Source organism: uncultured Croceicoccus sp. (assembly GCF_947496385.1).
GTDB lineage: Bacteria > Pseudomonadota > Alphaproteobacteria > Sphingomonadales > Sphingomonadaceae > Croceicoccus.
The window spans coordinates 197,215-218,428 of the sequence record NZ_CANMCP010000003.1 but is presented as its reverse complement, the minus strand read 5'-3'; the positions used below and the strand labels follow the sequence as shown (position 1 = coordinate 218,428).

Below are 21,214 nucleotides of genomic sequence, written 5' to 3'. Positions count from 1 at the left end.
GACCGGCGCGCCCCCTTTTTTTATTTTGCGGCCTTGCGAAGGATAGTCGACATGGATCTCATGATTGCGGGCAAGCGCGCACTGATTACCGGCGCGTCCGGCGGGCTGGGCAGCGAAACCGCGCGGTTTCTGCATGACGAAGGTGTCGCGCTCTTCCTGACCGACCGGGACGAAGATGCGCTTGATGCTGTGGCCGACCGGTTCGGCGCGGACCGGGCGGTGGCTGACCTGTCGAGCAAGGAGGGATGCGACGCGCTCGCCGAAAAGGCGGGGACGATCGACATCTGGGTCCACGCCGCCGGCGTCACCGGGGCCAAGGGCGACCCGCTGCGGATGAGCGAGGAGGACTGGCACGACGCGCTCGCCATTGATTTCCTGTCGGCGGTCCGCCTCGCCCGCCATCTGTGCCCGCCCATGGTGGAGCGCGGATGGGGCCGCGTGGTCATGCTCGCCAGCGAAAATGTCGCGCAACCCTATCCCGACGAAACCGTCTACAACTCCGCGAAAAGCGCGCTCGTCAGCTTTGCGAAAAGCGTGGCGATGCAGCATTCGGGTTCGGGCATGCTGGTCAATTGCGTGGCGCCCGCCTTCATCGAAACGCCGATGACCGACGGCATGATGGAAAAGCGCGCCGACGAGATGGACGTGTCGAAAGACGAGGCCGTCGCAAGCTTTCTCAAGGAAGAACGCCCGTATCTCGTGCTCGGCCGGCGCGGGAAACCTGCGGAAGTTGCCGCGGTCATCGCCATGCTGTGCAGCGAACGTGCGTCCTTCGTGACGGGCGCGAACTGGCGCGTGGATGGCGGTTCGGTGGGTTCGATCGATATCTGAAACCGCCGTATCTCTGCCTCTGCACGGCGGATCCGTGGCATTCCATGGTTGAACCCGGCGCGCGGGTGTAGGATGGGGCGCGCATGTCCATGATCCTGCGCCCTGTATTTCTCCTGTTCTCGATCCTGTGTCTGTTGGCCATGCCGCACATGGCGCAGGCGCAATTGCTGCCCGCGACGGGCGGCGATGAGGAAGCCGCCGAGCAGGCGCCAGACCCCTATGGCCGGGAAACGCCGCGCGATGCGGTGACCGAACTGATCCGTGCGCTCGCCGGACAGGATTATGCGCAGGCCTCCCATTATTTCGATTTCGAGAATGCGGACACCACCGCCGGCGAATCGGATGCGCAGGTGCTGGCCGCGACATTGCAGGCCTCGCTTGATGCCGGCGGCAAGCTGCGCAGCTTCTCCGAATTGTCGAGTGATGCGGCGGGCCGCGTCGACGATGGCCTTCCGCCCGATCGCGAACGCATCGGCACGCTGGGCGATGCGGACAACACGCCGATCATCCTGATGCGGTCGGAATCGGCGGACGGCGCGATGGTGTGGCGCATCGCCCCCGAAACGGTCGACGCGCTGGAGGGGCAATCGCGCGATCTGCAACTGACCGACAGCAATATCGACGAGATCGAGGGCGGCTGGGCGATTGCGGGCGCGCCGATTGGCGACTGGCTGATGGTGATCGGCGTGTTCCTCGGCCTGTTCATTGCCTTTCGCCTCGTTGCGGCGGCCATCTTGTGGCTGCTGCGCGCGGCGTTGTCCGATCCGCCTACGAACGGATTGTATCGTTTTCTCGACGCCGCGCTGCCGCCGTTTGCGCTCCTGCTCGCGGTGATCGTGTTTCAGCTTTGGGGCGGGGGCGCCTCCATCTCCATCATCGCGCGTCAGACGGCGCTGCGCTATATCGGCATTGCCGCGTGGGTGGCGCTCGCCTGGTTCGCCCTGCGGTTGATCGACACGGTCGCGCGCACGCTCACCCACCGGATGGAGAAGGCCGAACGGCGACAGGCGGTGTCGGTTGTGACGCTGGCGCGGCGCGCGGCGAAGATCATCCTGCTCGGCATCGCGACGGTGGCCATTCTCGACACGCTGGGCATCGACGTGACGACGGGGATCGCCGCGCTCGGCATCGGCGGTCTGGCGCTCGCTCTCGGCGCGCAGAAGACGATCGAGAATCTCGTCGGCAGCGTGATGGTGATTGCCGACCGTCCGGTGCAGGTCGGCGATTTCTGCCGCGTGGGCGACGTGACCGGCACGGTGGAGGATATCGGCATGCGGTCCACCCGGATCCGCACGCTGGACCGGACGCTGGTGACCATTCCCAATGGCGATTTCAGTTCGCTTCAGATCGAGAATTACGCCGCCCGCGACCAGTTCCTCTTCCACCCGACGATCGGCCTCGAATACGCGCTCACGCCGGAGCAGTTGCGCGATGGCATCCGCATCATCGAAAGCGTGCTTCAGGAGAACGAGCATGTCGCGATCGACTGGCGCGCGCGGTTGAAGAATTTCGGGGCAAGTTCGCTCGATATCGAGGTGTTCGCCTATATCGAGGTGAGCGATTATGCCGAGAGCCTCGCCATTCGTCAGGCGCTGCTGCTCGACATTTACGACCGGCTGCATGCCGCGAACATTGGCGTCGCCTTCCCGACGCAGACGCTCTACCTGCGCCGCGATGCCGAAGGGGCCGAAGGGGACGGAGACGCGGCGGAGGGCTGAGCCGCTGCCGGAGTACCCGGAGCTGCATCGCCGCTTGCCGGGCCGGCGACCGCGCGCACGAAAGCGGCCATGTCGGACAGGGCGGGGCTGTTGCCGCGTAGCGGGCGGGCGAGGCTGGCGACGATGCCGACATGGCCGACGCCGTCGTAGCGCCGCAATGTCGCCGCAACCCCGCCCGCGCGCAGCCTTTGCGCGAGCGCTTCGCTGTTGCGGGGGAGGACGGTCTCGTCCTTCGCCCCGAACATGAGTAGCGCCGGCGGATCGCCCGCCCCGGCCCAGGTGACCGGCTGCGTTTCGGCCGGATCGGGCCACTGGCCAAAGGCGGCACGGCTGGCCTCCACATCGAAGGGCGCGAAATCATATGGGCCGGCCAGCCCTGCAAACCCGCGCACCGCGGCCCGGTCCCTGCCGAGCCAGCGATCGTCGAACGCCAGCATCGCGGCGATATACGCCCCCGCCGAATGGCCGGCGAGCACGATGCGCGATCCATCCCCGCCATAATCGCCCGCATGCGCCCGTGCCCAGCGCACCGCCGCGGCCCCATCCTCGACAAAGGCAGGATAGCGTATGTCGGGCACCAGCCGGTAATCGGGCACGATGGTCACGAAACCCTGCGCCGACAGGGCCCGGCCCACGAAATCATAGCCGCGCCGCGTCCCGCTGCTCCAGCTCCCGCCGTAGAAGAACACGACCACCGGGCGGTCGCCGGCATTCGCCGCCTCGCCCGGCGCGCTATCCCTCGGCGCATAGATGTCGAGCCTTTGCCGCGGGTCGCTGCCATAGGGGACGCCGGTCGCGATCCGCCGTGCGCCGCCGTCCTTGGGCACGAGGCTGTTGAACGTGCGCAGCGGCGAACACGCGGCCACCGCACCCGTGCCGAGCAGGATCGCGGCCATGGCGATCCATGCCGGTGCCTTGCCGCCCCGTTGCCTCGACCGTGTCATTCGCGTCCCCCTGCGCATCGGCACCATCGCCGCTATCCGTGTCCGCCCCGCATTTGGCAAGCGCCTGCAAACAGGAGAAATTAGACTTGTCGCCGCCCCGCGCTTCATTACACATGCAACGGGATGAAAGGGATTGGTGTGAGCAGATCGTTCGGTTCGCTTGAAAAAGCCGGGAAGCATTGCGGCGGACTGCTCGCCATGGACCGGCGGATGCGGCCCCATCTTCCCGATGGTCATCGCTGGAACCTGTCGGACGCGATCCTCGACACCCGCCGGGTGCAGCGCGACACGCAGATTTCCTTTGCGCAACGCATGGCGGAACCGCTCCTGCATATCGAGGAAGGCCTCGCCTACAGCTTCACCACGCTGCCGGACGGGCGCCGCCATGTCGAGGATCTGTTCGGCAGCGGCGGCGTGTGCAACTGGAAGCAGAGCCTGCGCGCCGCTCTCCCCTATGCGCTCATGCTGAAGGCGGGGACCACGATCACCCGGCTCGACAATGCCGCCGTCCTGCGCGAGATGGAGCGCGATCCCCATCTGGCGGAGGCATTCCGCAGGCTCGACCTGTCGCGGCAATGGCGCCTGCGCCAGCGCAGCCGCACCCTCATCAGCGGGGCCATCCATGACGGGCTCATGCATGTCCTCCTTGATCTCAGCTTCGAGACGCACGGCACCTTCGGCCGCTTCGACCCGATGCCGGTGCAGATGACGCAGGAGGAGATCAGCACCATCCTCGGCTCCTCCACCGTCCATGTGAACCGGACGGTGAAAAAGCTCGTGGCAGATGGCCGTTTGCGCCGCCGCAGCCGCGTGTTCGAAATCGTCGACCCGGACCGCGAACGCCAGCGTCTCGCCTATGACACGCCCTCATTCCCGGCTATCGCCGGGCAACCCGCTCTTGTGAAGGAACCATCCGCATGATCGTCACACCTGCCGTTTTTCGCCTTTCATTGCCGGCCATGCTGCTCGCCTCGGTTCCGATGTTCGCCCCGGCCATGGCGCAGACGGCGCCGATCGTGCAGCCCGGCGACGTGGGCGCCGGTGCGCGCAATCTTTCGGCGGAGCAGGCGCGCGCGCTGGCAGGGGCGCAATATTCGCCCGCCGATGTCGATTTCATGCAGCAGATGATCGCCCACCACCGGCAGGCGGTCGAGATGGCCGCACTCGTCGCCGATCGCACCAACCGGGAGGAGATCGTCGCGGTCGCGGGCCGCATCGACGCAGGGCAGGCGGACGAGATCGCCTTCATGACCAACTGGCTCGCCGAACATGGCGAACCGGTTGAAATGGCCGGCATGGGCCATGCGCACCACACCGACATGAAAGGCATGGCCAGCCCGCAGCAGATGGCCCGGCTCGCCGCGTCGAACGGGGCGAATTTCGATGCGCAGTTCCTCACCCTCATGATCGCGCACCACGAAGGCGCGGTCGACATGGTCGATGCCCTGCTGCAACAGCCGGGCACGGCCTATGACCCGGTCATGCTGGAATTCACCGACGATGTGAAGAATGACCAGAACGCCGAGATCGAGCGGATGAACGCCGTCCTCGCCAGCCTGTCGGACGATCCGCGCGCGACATTGACCGCAGGGCTGACCGATGCCGGGCAGGCGATCGAGAACCTGCGCCTCGTCACCAGCCTGCCGAAACCTGCCGGGTTCTTCGACCCCGCCAATCCGGGCGAGTTGCAGCCGCTGAAACCGAAGAAAACGGGCGAGGACGAGGACGCCGCCGTCGCCGCCGATCCGCGTGACGAGGAAGCGGACAAGCCCCAATTCGGCACGCGCAGCCCGCTGCTCTCCTTTGCCAATACCGACATGGCCTTTGCCGGCGACTTGATGGTGGCGGGCAATTACCACGGGTGGAACGCCTATCGCCTGAGCGAGGATGGCGTGCCCGTGCTGGTCAGTTCGGTCGTGTGTCCGGGCGGGCAGGGCGACGTGTCGATCGTCGGCGATCTGTTGTTGATGAGCGTGCAGGACACGCGCGCCCGCAAGGATTGCGGATTGCAGGGCGTGTCCGGAAAGGTCAGCGACGAACGCTTCCGCGGGCTGCGCATCTTCGACATTTCGGACATCACGAAGCCGGTGCAGGTCGGGCAGGTGCAGACCTGCCGCGGCTCGCACACCCATTCGGTCGTGTCGCAGACGAAGGACGCGCTCATCGTCTATAACTCCGGCACCTCGCGCGTGCGGGACGAGGAGGAACTGGCCGGTTGCATCGGGGAGGTGCCGGGCGACGATCGCACGGCCCTGTTCCGTATCGACGTGATCGAGATCCCGCTGGCCGATCCGTCGAAGGCGCGCATCGTCGACAGCCCCGCCGTTTTCGCGGATGAGGAAACCGGGCGGCTCGCCGGGCTGTGGCAGGGCGGCGACCATGGCGACGATACGCAGGATACCAGCCGCACCGACCAATGCCACGACATCACCGTGTTCCCGTCCAAGAACCTCGCCGCCGGCGCGTGTTCGGGCAATGGCATCATTTTCGACATTTCGGACCCGCGCAAGCCGAAGCGCATCGACGAGGTCGTCGACAAGGGCTTTGCCTACTGGCACTCCGCGACGTTCAACAATGACGGGACGAAGGTGCTGTTCACCGATGAATGGGGCGGCGGCGGGCGCCCGCGCTGCCGTGCCTCCGACCCGAAGAACTGGGGCGCCGACGCGATCTATGAAATCGTGGACGGGCAGCTCGAATTCCGCAGCCTGTACAAGCTGCCCGCGCCGCAGGGGGACAAGGAAAACTGCGTCGCGCACAATGGTTCGATCATTCCGGTGCCGGGACGCGATATCTTCGTGCAGGCCTGGTACCAAGGCGGCATCTCGGTCATCGATTTCACCGATCCCGCCAACCCGTTCGAGATTGCCTATTTCGACCGCGGCCCAATCGACGAGGATCAGCTGGTAACCGGCGGATACTGGTCCGCATACTGGTACAACGGGCGCATCTACGCGACCGAGATCACGCGCGGGCTGGACGTGTTCGCATTGGAACCGAGCGAGTTTTTGAGCGCGGAGGAAATCGCCGCTGCCGAAGCCGCCGACCAGGGCAACACCTTCAACCCGCAGCAGCAGTTCCCGGTGACATGGCCCGCATCGGTAACCGCCGCGCTCGACAAGAAGGCAGAAGGCTAAGCCTCACCTTCGCGGCGAAACCGTGCTAGGACACCGGCCATGTCGCATCGCCTCGTCCTTCGTTTCTCCGCAATACCCGATACGGCGGTCAGCATCGCGCTGGCCGCCGGGATCGTGGCGGCGTGGCTCGCGATTCATGTCGGCGCGATCTTCGCGTGGGAGTGGCAATGGGGCACCGCGCCGCTCGCCGTGCTGCTCATCGCGATGCAGACGTGGCTTTCAGTCGGGCTGTTCATCATCGCGCATGATTGCATGCACGGCTCGCTCGCGCCCGGGCATGACAGGGTGCAACATGCGCTCGGCACGTTTGCGCTCGGGGCCTATGCGGCGCTGTCCTATCGCGCGATGCTGCCCGCGCATCACCGGCACCATGCCGCGCCCGGATCATCGGACGATCCCGATTTCCATGCCGGCAATCCGCATGCGCTGCTGCCGTGGTTTGCCGCGTTCTTCCGCCGCTATTACACCCATGGTCAGATCGTCCGGATCACGCTCGTCGCGCTGCTCTACATGGCGCTCGGCGCGCCTCTGATGAATATCGCGGCGTTCTGGGCGGTGCCGGCGGTGCTGGCGCTGATGCAATTGTTCGTGTTCGGCACGTGGTTGCCGCATCGCCACGGCGCCGACGGTTTCGCGGACCATCACAACGCGCGCAGCCTGCGCGGGGGCGGGCGGGGCGCGATGCTGCGCTCGCTCCTCGCTTGCTTTCATTTCGGCGGCTATCATCACGAGCACCACCTGTCGCCCGGCACGCCATGGTGGCGGCTGCCGCGAGTGACGCGGAGGCGCTAGGCTTTCAACCGCTCCGCGTGCCAGGCCACGTGATCCGCCATGAAGGTGGAGATGAAGTAATAGGAGTGGTCGTAGCCCTCCTGCATCCGGATATCGGCGGCAATGCCCGCATCCTTGCAGGCCTGCCGCAGCAATTCGGGCTTCAGCTGCTCGATCAGGAAATTATCGGCGGTCCCCTGATCGATCAGCAATTCGGGCACGCGCGCGCCATCCTCGATCAGCGCGACGGCATCGTATTCGCGCCATTTCGCCCGGTCCGCCCCGATATAGCGGGTGAGCGCCTTGTCCCCCCACGGGCACTGCAGGGGGGCGACGATGGGGGCAAATGCGCTGACCGAGCGGAACCGCGCCGGATCGCGCAGCGCCATGGTCAGCGCGCCGTGACCGCCCATCGAATGGCCGGTGATCGATTGCCGGTCCATGTCGGCGGGGAAATGCGCGATCACCGCGGGCAGCTCGGTTTCGAGATAGGACCGCATCCGGTAATGCTGCGCCCACGGCTGCTCGGTCGCATCGACGTAGAAGCCGGCGCCCTTCCCGAAATCATAGGCCTCGTCATCGGGCACGTCGTCCCCGCGCGGCGAGGTGTCGGGCGCGACGAAGATGATGCCCTGTTCGGCGCAGGCGGCGCGATACTCGCCCTTTTCCGTGACATTGGCATGGGTGCAGGTCAGCCCCGACAGATACCACAGCACCGGAAGTTTCGCGCCCGGCGCATGATCGGGCACGAAGACCGAGAACGTCATCTCGGTCCCCGTTTCCGCGCTGGCATGGGTGTGGACGCTCTGCACGCCGCCGTGCGAACGGTTCTGCGCTGTGGTTTCCATGGGGTCGGTCCTTCTCGCGGGTATCGTATCAGGGGCGGTGGAGGCCGCAGATCTTGTGCCCGTCGAGATCGCGGAAATAGGACAGGTAGATCGTGCCCATGCTCGCCTCGCGCTTGCCCGGGGGGTTTTCGATGCTGGTCGCGCCGTTGGCGACCGCGACATCGTGCAGTTCCTTCACCTGTTCCGGCGAATCGCAGGCGATGCCGATGGTCATGCCGTTCGCGGTGGTGGCCGGCTCGTCATTGATCGGCTGCGTGATGGCCAGCATGGACCCGCCATGCGCGAAGAACACGCGGCGATGTCCGCTGTTGGCGGTGTTGTCCATCCCGCCCTTGCACCCGACGACGGCAAGAACCTTTTCATAGAAGGCCTTCGCCTTGTCGATATCGTTGGTGCCGATCATCACGTGGCTGAGCATGCATTCTCTCCTTATTACGGGGTCCGGCCATTCACGGGGTCCGGCCATTCACGGGGTCGGGGGCGGGCGGGCACCACAGGTCCGAAACGAGGTCGAGGTCCATGCGCTGCACCTCGCGTTCGATGGCGTCCCGCATGGCATCATAAGGCCCGGCGGCGATTTCGGTTCCGGCCAGCGCGGCAAAGGCCGCGTCGCGCGCCGCCCGGTCGGGCCACCGTGCAAACGCGCAGAAATGCCCGGCCTCATTGGTGAAAAGCGCGGAGCCGTGGCTGTTCTTCTTCAACAGCAGCCGCGTCATCGCGTCCCAGCCGTCGCGAAATTGCGTTTCGCGGCCGGGACGGATGCGCCATTCGAAAAAGGTCGCGAGCACGGGCCGCCGGTGATCAGTAGACGACGACGCTGCGGATGGATTCGCCCGCATGCATCAGGTCGAAGCCCTTGTTGATCTCGTCAAGCGTGAGGACGTGGGTGATCATCGGGTCGATGTCGATCTTGCCGTTCATGTACCAGTCGACGATCTTGGGCACGTCGGTGCGGCCCTTCGCCCCGCCGAACGCGGTCCCGCGCCAGTTGCGCCCGGTGACGAGCTGGAACGGGCGCGTCTCGATCGTGGCGCCCGCCTCGGCGACGCCGATGATGATCGAGGTGCCCCACCCCTTGTGACAGCATTCGAGCGCGTCGCGCATCACCTTCGTATTGCCGGTGCAATCGAACGAATAATCCGCCCCGCCGTCGAGCATGTTGACGAGATGTTCGACGACATTGCCGACATCCTTGGGATTGACGAAATCGGTCATGCCGAACTTGCGGCCCCATTCTTCCTTGTCGCCGTTGATGTCGACGCCGACGATGCGGTCCGCGCCCGCCATGCGCGCACCCTGGATGACGTTCAACCCGATCCCGCCGAGGCCGAAGACCACGACATTGTCGCCGGGCTTCACCTTGGCCGTGTTGACCACCGCGCCGACGCCGGTCGTGACGCCGCACCCGACATAGCAGCTCGTCTTGAACGGGGCGTCCTCGCGGATCTTCGCGACGGCGATTTCGGGCAGCACGGTAAAGTTCGAGAAGGTCGAACAGCCCATGTAGTGGTAGATCGTCTCGCCCTTGTACGAAAAGCGGCTGGTCCCGTCCGGCATCAGCCCCTTGCCCTGCGTCTCGCGGATGGCGCTGCACAGGTTGGTCTTGCCCGACAGGCACATTTTGCACTGCCGGCATTCGGGGGTGTAGAGCGGGATGACATGGTCGTCGGGCTTCACGCTGGTGACGCCGGCGCCGATTTCGCGCACGATGCCCGCGCCTTCGTGGCCGAGCACGCTGGGGAACAGCCCTTCGGCGTCCAGCCCGTCGAGCGTATAGGCATCGGTATGGCACAGGCCGGTCGCAATGATCTCGACCAGGACCTCGCCCTCTTTCGGACCTTCGAGATCGAGCTCGACGATTTCGAGGGGCTTTTTCGCTTCGAACGCAACGGCGGCGCGGGTTTTCATAAAGGTGTCTCCTGCTTTGCGCGCGAGTGTAGCGATCCCGCCGGATGGTGATAAAGGGGCATTTGAGAAAAGGATTATCGCAGCACGGTTATAATGACGATGGGCGAATGGCCATGATCGGCGGATGGGACGGCATCGAGGAATTCGTCGCGGTCGCGCAGGCGGGCAGCTTTACCGCCGGTGCCCGCGCATTCGGCGCGTCGGTCACGCATATGAGCCGCGCCGTCGCCCGGCTGGAGACGCGGGTGCAGGCGCAATTGTTTCACCGCACGACGCGCTCGCTCCGGCTGACCGACACGGGGCGCATATTTTTCGAGGATTGCCGCCGCATCGTGGACGAGCGGGAGGAGGCGATCGCCGCCATCACCCGCGACGGCGAACCGCGCGGCGAACTGCGGCTCACCTGCTCCTACGCGCTGGGCGAACAGTTCGTCGCGCCTCTCGTCCGCGAATTCGCGCAGGGGTTCCCGGCGCTTTCGGTGACGGTCGATCTCGACAATGACGTGATCGACCTCATTGCCGAGGGGTACGACATCGCCATTCGTACAGGGCAGCTGAACGATTCGCGCCTGATCGCGACGCGGGTGGCGGAACGCGCGCTGATCACCTGTGCCGCGCCGGAATATCTGGCGGCGCACGGCAATCCGCGCACGCTGGCCGAGCTTTCGGATCACGCCTGTCTCGGCGGGTCGTCGGGGGCTTGGCGGTTTCGCGGCGATGCGGTCGTGCGCCCGGTGGGCCGGTGGCGCTGCAACAGCGGGGCGGCCGTGCTCGATGCCGCGCTGCACGGGATGGGGATATGCCAGCTCCCGGCGTTCTATGCCCGGCGCCATGTGACCGCGGGGCGGCTGATCCCCTTGCTGGAGGACATGGCCCCGCCGCCCGAGCCGATCTGGGCCGTCTATCCGCAGCGGCGGCATCTTTCGCCCAAGATCAGCCAGCTTGTCGCCATGCTGCGCGCGCGTCTGCCGGCGCGGCTGGCGGGGGTGCATGACGTTGCCAGGCATGGAAACGACATACCGGAACCTTGAAATTTCGCATTTGCGGCATAGCTGGCGGATCGATCCGAATTTTCGGACCTGTCCTGACCCCCGCCAGTTTTCCGGAGTATCCGCCGCCATGCCATCCCCTGTCACCGATATCCTGTTTCAGCCTTTCGACCATGCGGGCCTCTCGCTCGACAATCGCATCGTCATGGCGCCGATGACGCGCGCTGCCGCGCCCGATGGCATTCCCGGCACCGCCAATGCCGAATATTACCGCCGCCGCGCCGAAGGGGGCGTCGGGCTCATCCTGTCCGAAGGGACGGTGATCGACCGCCCGGCATCGCGCAATGAAAAGGACATTCCCCTCTTCCATTCCGATGCCGCGCTCGCCGGGTGGAGCGAGGTCATCGACGCGGTGCACGATGCCGGCGGGAAGATGGGGCCACAGATCTGGCATACCGGCGCGACCAAGGGGAACGCCGGCTGGACCCCCGATGCCGAGGTGGAGAGCCCGTCGGGCCTGCTCGCCCCCGGCAAGCCGCGCGGCAAGGCGATGACGGAGGAAGACATCGCCGACACGGTCGCCGCCTTCGCCCGCGCGGCCGCGGATGCCAAGCGGCTGGGCTTCGACACGGCCGAATTGCACGGCGCGCACGGCTATCTCGTGGACGAATTCTTCTGGCCCGGCACGAATGCGCGGCAGGACCGGTACAATGGCCCCACGATTGCCGAACGTTCGCGCTTTGCCGCCGAGATCGTCGCCGCCATGCGCAAGGCGGTCGGCCCCGGCTATCCGCTGATTCTCCGGGTGAGCCAGTGGAAGCAGCAGGATTTCGACGCCCGCCTCGCCGCCACGCCGGAGGAGATGGAGGCATGGCTCGGCCCGCTGGTCGATGCAGGCGCCGATATTCTCCATTGTTCGCAGCGCCGTTTCTGGGAACCGGAATTCCCGGAGATCGATGGCGAGGACGGGCTGAACTTTGCCGGGTGGGCGAAGAAAGTCACCGGCGCCCCGACGATCAGCGTCGGCTCGGTCGGGCTGTCAGGCGAATTCATCGCGGCGTTCGGCGGCGAAAAATCGCAGAGCACCGGCGTCGAAAATCTCGTCGCGCGGATGGAACGGGAGGAATTTGACCTCATCGCCGTGGGCCGCGCGCTCATCAGCAATCCCGACTGGGCGAACCGTATCCGCAAAGGCGACGCGGACGGTTTGAAGGGGTTCGATCCGGCCGATCTCGCCACGCTTGCCTGAACCGGGTGTTCACGCGGCGCGGCCCGGTGCGAGAGTGCCGGCCGCGCCGCTTGACATCGGCGTACCGAGTTTTCAAACAGGGGCATGACCGCTGTTCCCCCGACGCCTCGCGACGATGGCCGGCCCGATGGGGCCGACCGCGGCGTGCAGTCCGGTGGGGAGGCGTGCGAAATGCTCGACGTGCTGATCGTGGGCGGGGGTCTTTCGGGGATCAGCGCGGCCCATGCGCTCATTACCCAATGTCCGCGCAGCCGCTGGGCGATATTCGAATCGCGCGACACGATTGGCGGCACGTGGGATCTGTTCCGCTATCCGGGCATCCGGTCCGATTCCGACATGACGACGCTGGGCTTCCCCTTTCGCCCGTGGCGCGGCGACAAGGCGATCGCCGACGGGGCGGATATTCTGGACTATATCCGCGACACCGCGCGCGAATATGACATCGATCGCAAAGTCCGCTTTGGCCACCGCGTCATCGCCGCCGAGTGGTCGGGCGACAGAGCCCGCTGGCAGGTCACCTACGAAACGGATGCGGGGGCGGGGCGCATCGAATGCCGGTTCCTGTTCCTGTGCGCCGGATATTACGATTACGAAGAGGCGCACCGGCCGCAGTTCGAAGACGAGGACCGCTTCGCAGGCGAAATCGTGCACCCGCAGTTCTGGCCCGAAAACATGGAGGTCGAGGGCCGCCGTTTCGTGGTCATCGGTTCGGGCGCGACGGCGGTGACGATGGTGCCTGCCCTGGCGCAGCGCGGGGCACGGCGGGTCACCATGCTGCAACGCTCGCCGGGCTATATCGTGTCCTTGCCCTCGCGCGACCGGGTCGGGGCGATGCTGCGCCGGGTGTTTCCGCAAAAACTGGCCGATTTCCTCATTCGATGGAAGAATATCGGGCTTTCGACGTTCTTTTATAATTTCGCGCGCAAACGCCCCGATGCGATGCGCCGCCGGGTCAAGGCGATGCAGCGCGACGCGCTCCGCCCCGATTTCGATATCGAGCGGCACTTCACCCCCGATTACGATCCCTGGGATCAGCGGCTGTGCCTCGTGCCCGATGGCGATTTGTTCGAGGCGCTGAACGCCGGGACCGCCGATATCGTGACGGACGAGATCGCGCGTTTTGACGCCGATGGCATCGTGCTGACATCCGGCGGGCATGTCCCGGCCGACGTGATCGTGACCGCGACGGGGCTCAAGCTCAAGGTGATGGGCGGCATGACGATTGCCGTCGACGGGGAGGAGGTGACCCCCGGATCGCGGCTCGTCTACAAGGGCGCGATGCTGGACCGGGTGCCCAATTTCGCCTTTGCGGTGGGCTATACCAATGCGTCGTGGACGCTGAAATGCGACCTGACCGCGCGGCTGGTAGCGCGCTTGCTCAACCACATGGACAGCACGGGGGCGGATTTCGTGCAGCCGGTCGCTGGGCCGGACGATGCGTCGGACGAACCGATGCTCGACCTGCAATCGGGCTATCTGCAACGTTCGGCGGGAATACTCCCGCGGCAGGGGCGCCGGCCGCCCTGGCGCGTGGAGCAGAACTATTTTCGCGACCTTCGCGCCTTCCGCAAGGGGAAGCCGCGCGATGGCGTATTGCAATATGGCAAGGCGGGGGATCAGGCATGAGCAGGCCCATGAATCTGGACGGAAAGATCGCCGCCATCACCGGTGCGGGCGGCGGGATCGGCCGGGCGCTGGCCCGCTCGCTGGCGCGGCGGGGGTGCAATGTCGCGCTGTGCGATGTGGACGAGGCGGGATTGGCCGAAACGGCGCGGCTCGTCGGCAATGCGGTGCAGAATTCGGTCCATGTGCTCGACGTGTCGGACAGGGACGCGGTGGCTGCGCTTCCCGATGCGGTGATCGCGGCGCATGGCGCAGTCGACATCGTGGTCAACAATGCGGGGATCGCGCTGGGCGGTGGTTTTGGCGAGATCAGCACGGCGCAGTTCGACCGCGTGATGGCGGTCAATTTCGACGGGGTGGTGACCATGACGCGTGCGTTCCTGCCGCATCTTGAACAAAGGACGCAGGCGCGGATCGTCAACCTGTCGAGCCTGTTCGGCCTGATCGCGCCGCCGGGGCAGAGCGCCTATGCCGCGTCGAAATTCGCCGTGCGCGGTTTTTCCGAAGCCTTGCGTAACGAGCTTGAGGCAGCAGGCTCGCCCGTCGGCGTGACGGTGGTGCATCCCGGCGGCGTGCGCACCAATATCGCCGCCAACGCGACCATCGGCGAGGGGGTCGACCCGGAAACGCGGGAAAAGCACAAGCGCAAGTTCGAAAAGGCGCTCGTCATGGATCCGGCGGAGGCGGGCGAAATCATCGCGCGCGGGATAGAAGCGCAGCGTCCGCGCGTTCTCGTTGGGAAGGACGCGAAAATCGTGTCCGTGATCGAACGCATCATGCCGGTGGGATACTGGCGCCTGCTGGGACGGAGATTGTAATCATGAGTTTTATGAGACGCATGGCCACGCTGGCCGCGAGCGGCGCCGCGCTGGGCGGGCTGGGGCTTGTCGGGTTCACCGCGCTGACCGCGCGCAAGGCGGAACAGATGGTGCCGCGCGACGGGCGCTTTCTCCGCGTGAACGATGCGCGCATTCATTATGTCGACATGGGTTCCGGCCCGCCGATCGTGATGATCCACGGCCTTTACGGACAGATGCGCAACCTCACCTATGCGCTGGCCGAACGGCTGGTGAAGGATCACCGCGTCATCGTCATCGACCGGCCGGGATGCGGCTATTCCACGTGGACCGGGGCTGAGGACAAGGGGCTGCGCGCGCAGGCCGCCATCATCGCGCAGGTGATCGCCGCGCTCGATCTCGACCGGCCGCTGGTGGTGGGGCATTCGATGGGCGGGGCGGTGTCGCTCGCGCTCGCGCTCCACGCGCCGGACGCGGTGGGCGGGCTGGCCCTGCTGGCCCCGCTGACGCAGCCGGTGGACGAGCCGGGCGTGTTCGCCAATCTCGCCATTCCCTCGCCTGCAAAGCGCGAGGCGGTGGCGTGGACGCTGGCAACGCCGATGTCGCTGCGCCGGGCGGAGGAGCAGCAACGCTTTGTCTTTTCCCCCGATACGCCGCCCGCCGATTTCGCGACTCGGGGCGGCGGGGCACTGGCCCTGCGTCCCTCCGCCTTTCGCGCGGCGTCGTCCGACCTGTGTCATGCGAAGGACGACATGGAGGCGATTTCTCCGCGCTATGGCGAGATCACGATGCCGGTGGGCATCTTGTTCGGGGAGGGCGACACGCTGCTCGACCCGATGGTGCACGGAACGCGCACCGCCGATGCGCTCCCCAATGGCGAGCTGACCGTGATCGAGGGCGGGCACATGATCCCCGTGACCTGGCCGGACAAGACCGCGCAATGGGTGCTGTCCCAGGCCAAGCGCATTTCGCGCGAATGATTGAAACGGCGGGACCGGGCGCATGAAAACACCCGGACCGCATGTGAGAGGAGAATGAACCAATGGCGCTGCGCTATGCCAGCCGGGCGGACGAGGCCTATGATTTTCCGCTGACGATCGGGCATCTGCTCGATGCGGCGCTGGCGACCTCCGCCGAGCAGGAGATCGTCTATCGCGACCGGCTTACCATGACCTATCGCGATCTGCGCGGGCGGATCGGCCGGCTCGCGCGCGTGTTGTCCGACCACGGCGCGGGCGAGGGGACGACCGTCGCCGTCATGGACTGGGACAGCCACCGTTACCTGGAGGCGTATTTCGCGGTGCCGATGATGGGCGCGGTGCTGATGACGGTGAACGTGCGCCTGCCCACCGCGCAGATTCAGTACACGCTGAACCATGCGAAGACCGAGGTGATCGTGGTCCACCGCGATTTCCTGCCCCTGCTCGACGCGGTGCGCGATACGCTTACCGGCGTGAAGGCGATCATCGTCATCGACGAGGATGAGGACGAGGACGAGGACAGCACAGGCGCGGCCCTGCCCGCATATGCGGCAGGCGAATATGAGGCGCTGCTCGCGCAGGTCGAGGAGCCATTCCCGTTCCGCCCCATCGACGAAAACGCGATCGCCACCACCTTCTACACCACCGGGACCACCGGCGATCCCAAGGGCGTGGAATATTCGCATCGGCAGATCGTCCTGCTCACCCTTGCGTCCAACGCGCCGTTCGGGACGACGCGCCGGCCCGGGTTCGGCATCAACGATGTCTACATGCCGTTGACGCCGATGTTCCACGTGCATGCCTGGTGCCTGCCCTATGTCGCGACGATGATCGGGGTGAAGCAGGTATATCCGGGGAAATATGAGCCTGACATGATCTGCCGCCTGCGCCGCGACCATGGCGTCACCTTCAGCCATTGCGTGCCCACCATCCTGCAGATGGTGCTGGGCGCAGCGGCGGAGAGCGAGGTCGATCTCGCCGGCTGGACCATGATCATTGGCGGCAGCGCGCTGACCGAGGCGACGTGGAAGGACGCGACCGCGCGCGGCATGAACGTCAATGTGGGGTACGGCATGTCGGAAACCGGCCCGATGCTGACGCAGTCGCGGGCTGCGCAATACAGGGATGAGAGCGAACCGCTCGACCCGCATGTGATGACCATGGCGGGCGTGACGGTGCCGCTGGTGTCGGCCCGCGTCGTGGACGAGGACATGAACGACGTCCCCCATGACGGCGTGGCGCGCGGCGTGCTGGTCGTGCGGGCGCCCTGGCTGACGCAGGGGTATGTCGGCAATGCCGATGCCTCGGCGCAATTGTGGCGGGGCGGGTGGATGCACACGCAGGACATCGCCACCATCGATGCGATGGGCCGGGTGCAGATCCGCGACCGGTTGAAGGACGTGATCAAGAGCGGCGGCGAATGGATCCCCTCACTCGAGATTGAGGATCTGATCGCGGGGACCAGGGGCGTGGCGGAGGTGGCCGTGATCGGCGTGCCTGATCCGCACTGGGGCGAAAGGCCGGCGGCGGTGATCGTCGCCAGTGGCGATGCGACCCCCACGCTCGAAACGGTGAACGAACCGCTGCAACAGGCGATCGCGAAGGGCCGGCTGAGCCGCTATGCCGCGATCGAGCGGATGGAACTGCGCGATGCATTGCCGCGCACCAGCGTCGGCAAGATCGACAAGAAGCGCATCCGCGCGGACATATCCTGAGCGAAGCGGGCTGCGCGTCGATGCGCGTGCGGCCCGCTTCGCCTTGTCGTGGCGGCATGAAAACGATTCCGGCATGGCCGGGTTGCGCCGGGCCGTATTCTGTCCGCACGCGATAGGACGAACCGCGCGATTTTGCCTTCCCCCCGGCCTCCCGCTGGCGCGCCTCCGCAATCGTGCCCGTAACCATCGTCTCGCCATCAAGGGGCTTGTGGCTCCGGTGACGATGCCCCGCCTGGCCGACCGGGCGCATGGATTGGCCGGCTTCGTTCGAACCAGAGCAGGACAACGCCGGGCCGTGATTCGTCCGCGTGCGGGGCGATACGCGCGAGATGTAGGGGGCCGACCGGCGCACTTATCCCGCGCTTGCACGATGCGGCGCGCTGCGCGAAGGGTGGGGCATGACCGAACCTTCCCCCCGGCTGTCCCTTCGCGGTGTCACGGTTGCCTATGACGGGCATCGCGCGCTCAGCGATGTCGATGTGTCGGTGGGGCGGGGCGAATTCCTGGCGCTGGTCGGGCCGTCGGGCTCGGGCAAGACCACGCTGCTCAAGACCGTGAACCGGCTCGTGGAATGCGATGCGGGCGCGGTGTTCATCGACGGTGCGCCGGTACAGGATCGGTCGGCGGCGGATCTGCGCCGTTCCATCGGCTATGTGTTTCAGGATATCGGCCTGTTTCCGCACATGACGGTCGCGCAGAACATATGGCTGGTGCCCGCATTGACGGGGGCGGACCGGGACGGACGCGATGCGCGGGTGGCGCAATTGCTCGACATGGTGGCGTTGCCGCGCGAACTGGCCGGGCGGAAGGCGACGCAGCTTTCGGGCGGGCAGGCGCAGCGGGTCGGCTTTGCCCGCGCGCTCGCCGCAGAGCCGCAAATCGTGTTGATGGACGAACCGTTCGGCGCGCTCGACCCGGTGACGCGCGGCGATCTTGGCCGGGCCTATCGCGCGCTGCACGACGCCATGGGGCTGACCACGGTGATGGTCACGCATGACATGGGGGAGGCGATGCTGCTGTCCGACCGGATCGCGGTGATGCGGGGCGGGCGGATCGCGGCATGCGGGACGCCGGCGGAGCTGCTGTCCATGCGGTATGACGAAACCGTGGGCGGCCTGCTCGCCGAACCGTTGCGGCAGGCGGAACGGCTGCTCGCCATGCGGGGCGAGGGGTGATGGCCATGTCCGCGCCCCTGTCCCGCGCGCTCGCCGACCTTCCCGACCTGTTGCAGGCGCATCTGGTGCTCAGCCTCGCGGCGATCGCGCTGGCGGTGGGGATCGGGTTGCCGCTCGCCATTGCGGCTTCGCATGCCCCGGGGCTGCGCGCGCCGGTGCTGGCCATTGTCGGGGTGTTTCAGACGATTCCCGGCCTGGCGCTGCTCGCGCTGTTTTATCCCGCGCTCGTGCTGCTTGGCCGGGCGACGGGGTGGGCGGTTCCGGCGCTGGGGTTCCTGCCCGCGCTTCTTGCGCTGTCGATCTATGCGATGCTGCCGATCGTGCGCAATGCGGTGACGGCGATTGCCGGGCTGGACCCCGTCCTGCGCCAGGCCGCCGACGGCATCGGCATGACCGCGCGGCAAAGGTTGCTGCGCGTGGAATTGCCGCTGGGCGCGCCGGTGATCCTTGCCGGCCTGCGGACCGCGGCGGTGTGGACCATCGGGACCGCGACGCTGGCCACCACGGTGGGACAGCCAAGCCTCGGCGATCTGATATTCTCCGGGCTGCAGACAGAAAACTGGGTCCGGGTGCTCGTCGGGTGCGGCGCGGCGGCGGTGCTGGCGCTGATGACCGATGCGCTGCTCGGCCTGATCGAGCGGGGGATCGCGCGCCGATCGAAGGCCATGGTGCTGAGCGGGATCGGCGCGCTGCTTTTCGCGGTGCTGCTGGCGTTCGTGCCGCTTTCGGGCGGGAATGGGGACGCGGACCGGCCCGCCTATGTCGTGGGGGCGAAGAATTTCAGCGAGCAATACATCCTCGCTGCGCTGCTCGAACGGCGGCTGGAGGCGGCTGGGATGCGCGTGGAGCGGCGCGACAATTTGGGCTCCGCGATCGCGTATCGCGCCGTGGCGGCGGGCGATATCGATGTCTATGTCGACTACACCGGCACGCTGTGGGCCAATGTCCTGAACCGGAACGACAATCCCGACCGCGAGACGATGATGCGCGTTCTATCGCGCGGGTTGATGGCGCGTGACGGCGTGCGCGTGCTGGGTTCGCTTGGCTTCGAAAATGCCTATGCCTTCGCCATGCCGGCGGCGCGGGCAAGGGCGCTGAATATCGCGGATCTGGACGATCTTGCGGCGAAGGGGCCGGAGCTGACGCTGGGAAGCGACCTCGAATTCCTGAGCCGGCCCGAATGGCGCGCGGTCGAAGGCGCCTACGGCATGCGGTTCGGCGGCAGCACGGCCTACAGCCCGACCTTCATGTATCGCGCCGTGGCGAACGGGCGCGCCGACGTGATCTCCGCCTTTTCGTCCGACGGGCGCATCGCCGCGCTCGATCTCGTGACGCTTGCCGATCCGCGCGGGGCGTTGCCGCGTTACGATGCGGTGATCCTCCTTTCGCAAAGGGCGGCGCAGGATCCGGAGCTGGTGCGCGCGCTGCGCCCGCTCATCGGGGCCATATCGATCGCGCGCATGCGGGAGGCCAATCTCGCCGTCGACCGCGAGGAGAATGCCATCGATCCCGCAGCGGCCGCCGCGGCGCTCGATGCCGATCTTCGGTGAAGCGGCGGGCGGTGTCTGACGCTCTCGAACTCAATACTTAATCTTGATTAAGTAGCGAAATGGTATTTCAGCGGGGTCTTGCTTTTTTTATTGTAATTTGTTAATGATGCCAATTGCTTATGAACAACCAAGCGAACGTAGAAACCGCGCCGGACGTCTCGGCGGATTTTGGCCCTGCCGCGGGCATTGATTCGTTTGCGCGCCGATTGCTGCCGTTCGAGCGTCGTATCCGGCTCGCCGATTTCGACGATCTTGAGATGACGCAGCGGGTCATCGGATCCGACCGCCCGATCTGGGCGGAGGAGGACAGCGGCGACAATTTCTATGTCCTGCAAAGCGGTTTTGCCTATAGTTTCACGCTTCTGCCCGACGGTCGCCGCTATATCAGCGATATTTTCGGGCCGGGCGCGATCTGCAACTGGACGCGGCCGAGGCAACCCTCGTTTCCCGCCAATATCCTGTTCAAGGCACGCAGCGTGCTGGGCGTGCTGCCGACCGATCGCCTCATCGCGAAGTTCGGCGCGGTGCCCGGCATCGAGAACGCGATCGTGCGCCACGAACACATGCGCGCCCTGCGCTCGTCGCAGCGGACCCGAACGCTGGTCGTGGGGCAGTCGGCGGACAGGTTGCTTCATCTGCTGATCGATCTTGCCGACGAATTGTCGGTGACGGGCGGCGATTGCAAATCGATTCCCGTCCCTCTGACGCAGCGGGAGATCGCGGACATGCTGGGCATGTCGCCGGTGCATCTCAACCGCACGATACAAAGCCTGCGGCAGGAACGCCGGATCGTGCGCTATCGCCGCACCTACTCGATCTGCGATCCGCAGCGGGAAAAGGAATTGCTGGGGTATCGCTCCTTTCGGCGTATCGTCGGGGGGGACGGCACCGGTGCCGCTGTATCGGCACGTCAAGACGCGAAAGCAGGATAGGCTCCGCGACGGAGCGGGCAGGGGGGTAGCATGACGAACAGGGATTG

At 66.2% G+C, this 21,214-nt stretch carries 19 protein-coding genes; 14 read left to right on the top strand and 5 right to left on the bottom strand.

Annotated features, from left to right (window positions below):
- Window positions 1-51 precede the first annotated feature (51 nt).
- Both Q0897_RS06840 and Q0897_RS06835 read left to right on the top strand, forming a co-directional pair.
- Window positions 52-831 carry an SDR family oxidoreductase gene (locus Q0897_RS06840; protein ID WP_299308444.1) on the top strand — a complete coding sequence of 260 codons (780 nt, stop codon included), beginning with the start codon at window positions 52-54 and terminating at the stop codon, window positions 829-831.
- A gap of 83 nt (window positions 832-914) precedes the next feature.
- Window positions 915-2,549 (top strand): mechanosensitive ion channel family protein, encoded by a 1,635-nt coding sequence (locus Q0897_RS06835; RefSeq protein WP_299308443.1) that lies wholly within the window; start codon window positions 915-917, stop codon window positions 2,547-2,549.
- On the opposite strand, the gene Q0897_RS06830 is transcribed toward Q0897_RS06835, so the two are convergent.
- The gene (locus Q0897_RS06830) at window positions 2,492-3,493 is read right to left on the bottom strand and encodes an alpha/beta hydrolase (protein ID WP_299308442.1); all 1,002 of its coding nucleotides are present in this window, start codon (window positions 3,491-3,493) and stop codon (window positions 2,492-2,494) included. The two genes, Q0897_RS06835 and Q0897_RS06830, sit on opposite strands and share 58 nt — an antisense overlap.
- A gap of 138 nt (window positions 3,494-3,631) precedes the next feature.
- Between Q0897_RS06830 and Q0897_RS06825 the strand changes: the two genes are divergently transcribed.
- From Q0897_RS06825 to Q0897_RS06815, 3 genes are read left to right on the top strand one after another with little or no spacing between them, the layout of a single operon-like run.
- Entirely contained in the window at window positions 3,632-4,414 is a 783-nt protein-coding gene (locus Q0897_RS06825) for a Crp/Fnr family transcriptional regulator (protein ID WP_299308440.1), read from the top strand.
- Window positions 4,411-6,630 carry a DUF305 domain-containing protein gene (locus tag Q0897_RS06820; RefSeq protein ID WP_366519910.1) on the top strand — a complete coding sequence of 740 codons (2,220 nt, stop codon included), beginning with the start codon at window positions 4,411-4,413 and terminating at the stop codon, window positions 6,628-6,630. The genes Q0897_RS06825 and Q0897_RS06820 overlap by 4 nt, the downstream gene beginning before the upstream one ends.
- Window positions 6,631-6,669: 39 nt before the next feature.
- Window positions 6,670-7,422: a fatty acid desaturase gene (locus Q0897_RS06815; RefSeq protein ID WP_299308438.1), complete on the top strand. Its 753-nt coding sequence runs from the start codon at window positions 6,670-6,672 to the stop codon at window positions 7,420-7,422.
- Here the strand turns inward: Q0897_RS06815 and fghA are convergent.
- Genes fghA through Q0897_RS06795 form a run of 4 tightly spaced genes read right to left on the bottom strand, consistent with a single transcriptional unit; the run spans window position 7,419 to window position 10,157 of the window.
- A complete protein-coding gene (fghA, locus tag Q0897_RS06810; protein ID WP_299308437.1) occupies window positions 7,419-8,249 on the bottom strand; it encodes an S-formylglutathione hydrolase in 831 nt (276 codons plus the stop codon). The genes Q0897_RS06815 and fghA overlap by 4 nt on opposite strands.
- A 28-nt stretch (window positions 8,250-8,277) precedes the next feature.
- On the bottom strand, window positions 8,278-8,667 hold the full coding sequence (locus Q0897_RS06805) for a VOC family protein (RefSeq protein WP_299308436.1): 390 nt from the start codon (window positions 8,665-8,667) through the stop codon (window positions 8,278-8,280).
- Between the two features lie 31 nt (window positions 8,668-8,698).
- Window positions 8,699-9,037 (bottom strand): hypothetical protein, encoded by a 339-nt coding sequence (locus tag Q0897_RS06800; RefSeq protein ID WP_299308434.1) that lies wholly within the window; start codon window positions 9,035-9,037, stop codon window positions 8,699-8,701.
- 13 nt (window positions 9,038-9,050) lie between these two features.
- A complete protein-coding gene (locus Q0897_RS06795; protein WP_299308433.1) occupies window positions 9,051-10,157 on the bottom strand; it encodes an S-(hydroxymethyl)glutathione dehydrogenase/class III alcohol dehydrogenase in 1,107 nt (368 codons plus the stop codon).
- A gap of 107 nt (window positions 10,158-10,264) precedes the next feature.
- Between Q0897_RS06795 and Q0897_RS06790 the strand changes: the two genes are divergently transcribed.
- The 9 genes from Q0897_RS06790 (at window position 10,265) to Q0897_RS06750 (ending at window position 21,167) form a co-directional block, all read left to right on the top strand.
- On the top strand, window positions 10,265-11,188 hold the full coding sequence (locus Q0897_RS06790; RefSeq protein WP_366519909.1) for a LysR family transcriptional regulator: 924 nt from the start codon (window positions 10,265-10,267) through the stop codon (window positions 11,186-11,188).
- 88 nt (window positions 11,189-11,276) lie between these two features.
- Complete coding sequence (locus Q0897_RS06785; protein ID WP_299308431.1) at window positions 11,277-12,395, top strand: NADH:flavin oxidoreductase; 1,119 nt, start codon at window positions 11,277-11,279, stop codon at window positions 12,393-12,395.
- Window positions 12,396-12,479: 84 nt separating this feature from the next.
- A complete protein-coding gene (locus tag Q0897_RS06780) occupies window positions 12,480-14,021 on the top strand; it encodes an NAD(P)/FAD-dependent oxidoreductase (RefSeq protein ID WP_299308430.1) in 1,542 nt (513 codons plus the stop codon).
- On the top strand, window positions 14,018-14,836 hold the full coding sequence (locus Q0897_RS06775) for an SDR family NAD(P)-dependent oxidoreductase (RefSeq protein WP_299308428.1): 819 nt from the start codon (window positions 14,018-14,020) through the stop codon (window positions 14,834-14,836). The genes Q0897_RS06780 and Q0897_RS06775 overlap by 4 nt, the downstream gene beginning before the upstream one ends.
- Window positions 14,837-14,838: 2 nt before the next feature.
- Entirely contained in the window at window positions 14,839-15,795 is a 957-nt protein-coding gene (locus Q0897_RS06770; RefSeq protein WP_299308426.1) for an alpha/beta hydrolase, read from the top strand.
- A 62-nt stretch (window positions 15,796-15,857) separates the two neighbouring features.
- The gene (locus Q0897_RS06765) at window positions 15,858-17,510 is read left to right on the top strand and encodes a long-chain-fatty-acid--CoA ligase (protein WP_299308425.1); all 1,653 of its coding nucleotides are present in this window, start codon (window positions 15,858-15,860) and stop codon (window positions 17,508-17,510) included.
- 398 nt (window positions 17,511-17,908) lie between these two features.
- Window positions 17,909-18,685 (top strand): ABC transporter ATP-binding protein, encoded by a 777-nt coding sequence (locus Q0897_RS06760; protein ID WP_299308423.1) that lies wholly within the window; start codon window positions 17,909-17,911, stop codon window positions 18,683-18,685.
- A gap of 5 nt (window positions 18,686-18,690) precedes the next feature.
- Window positions 18,691-20,235 (top strand): ABC transporter permease/substrate-binding protein, encoded by a 1,545-nt coding sequence (locus tag Q0897_RS06755; RefSeq protein WP_299308422.1) that lies wholly within the window; start codon window positions 18,691-18,693, stop codon window positions 20,233-20,235.
- Between the two features lie 119 nt (window positions 20,236-20,354).
- Complete coding sequence (locus Q0897_RS06750) at window positions 20,355-21,167, top strand: Crp/Fnr family transcriptional regulator (protein ID WP_299308421.1); 813 nt, start codon at window positions 20,355-20,357, stop codon at window positions 21,165-21,167.
- Window positions 21,168-21,214 lie beyond the last annotated feature (47 nt).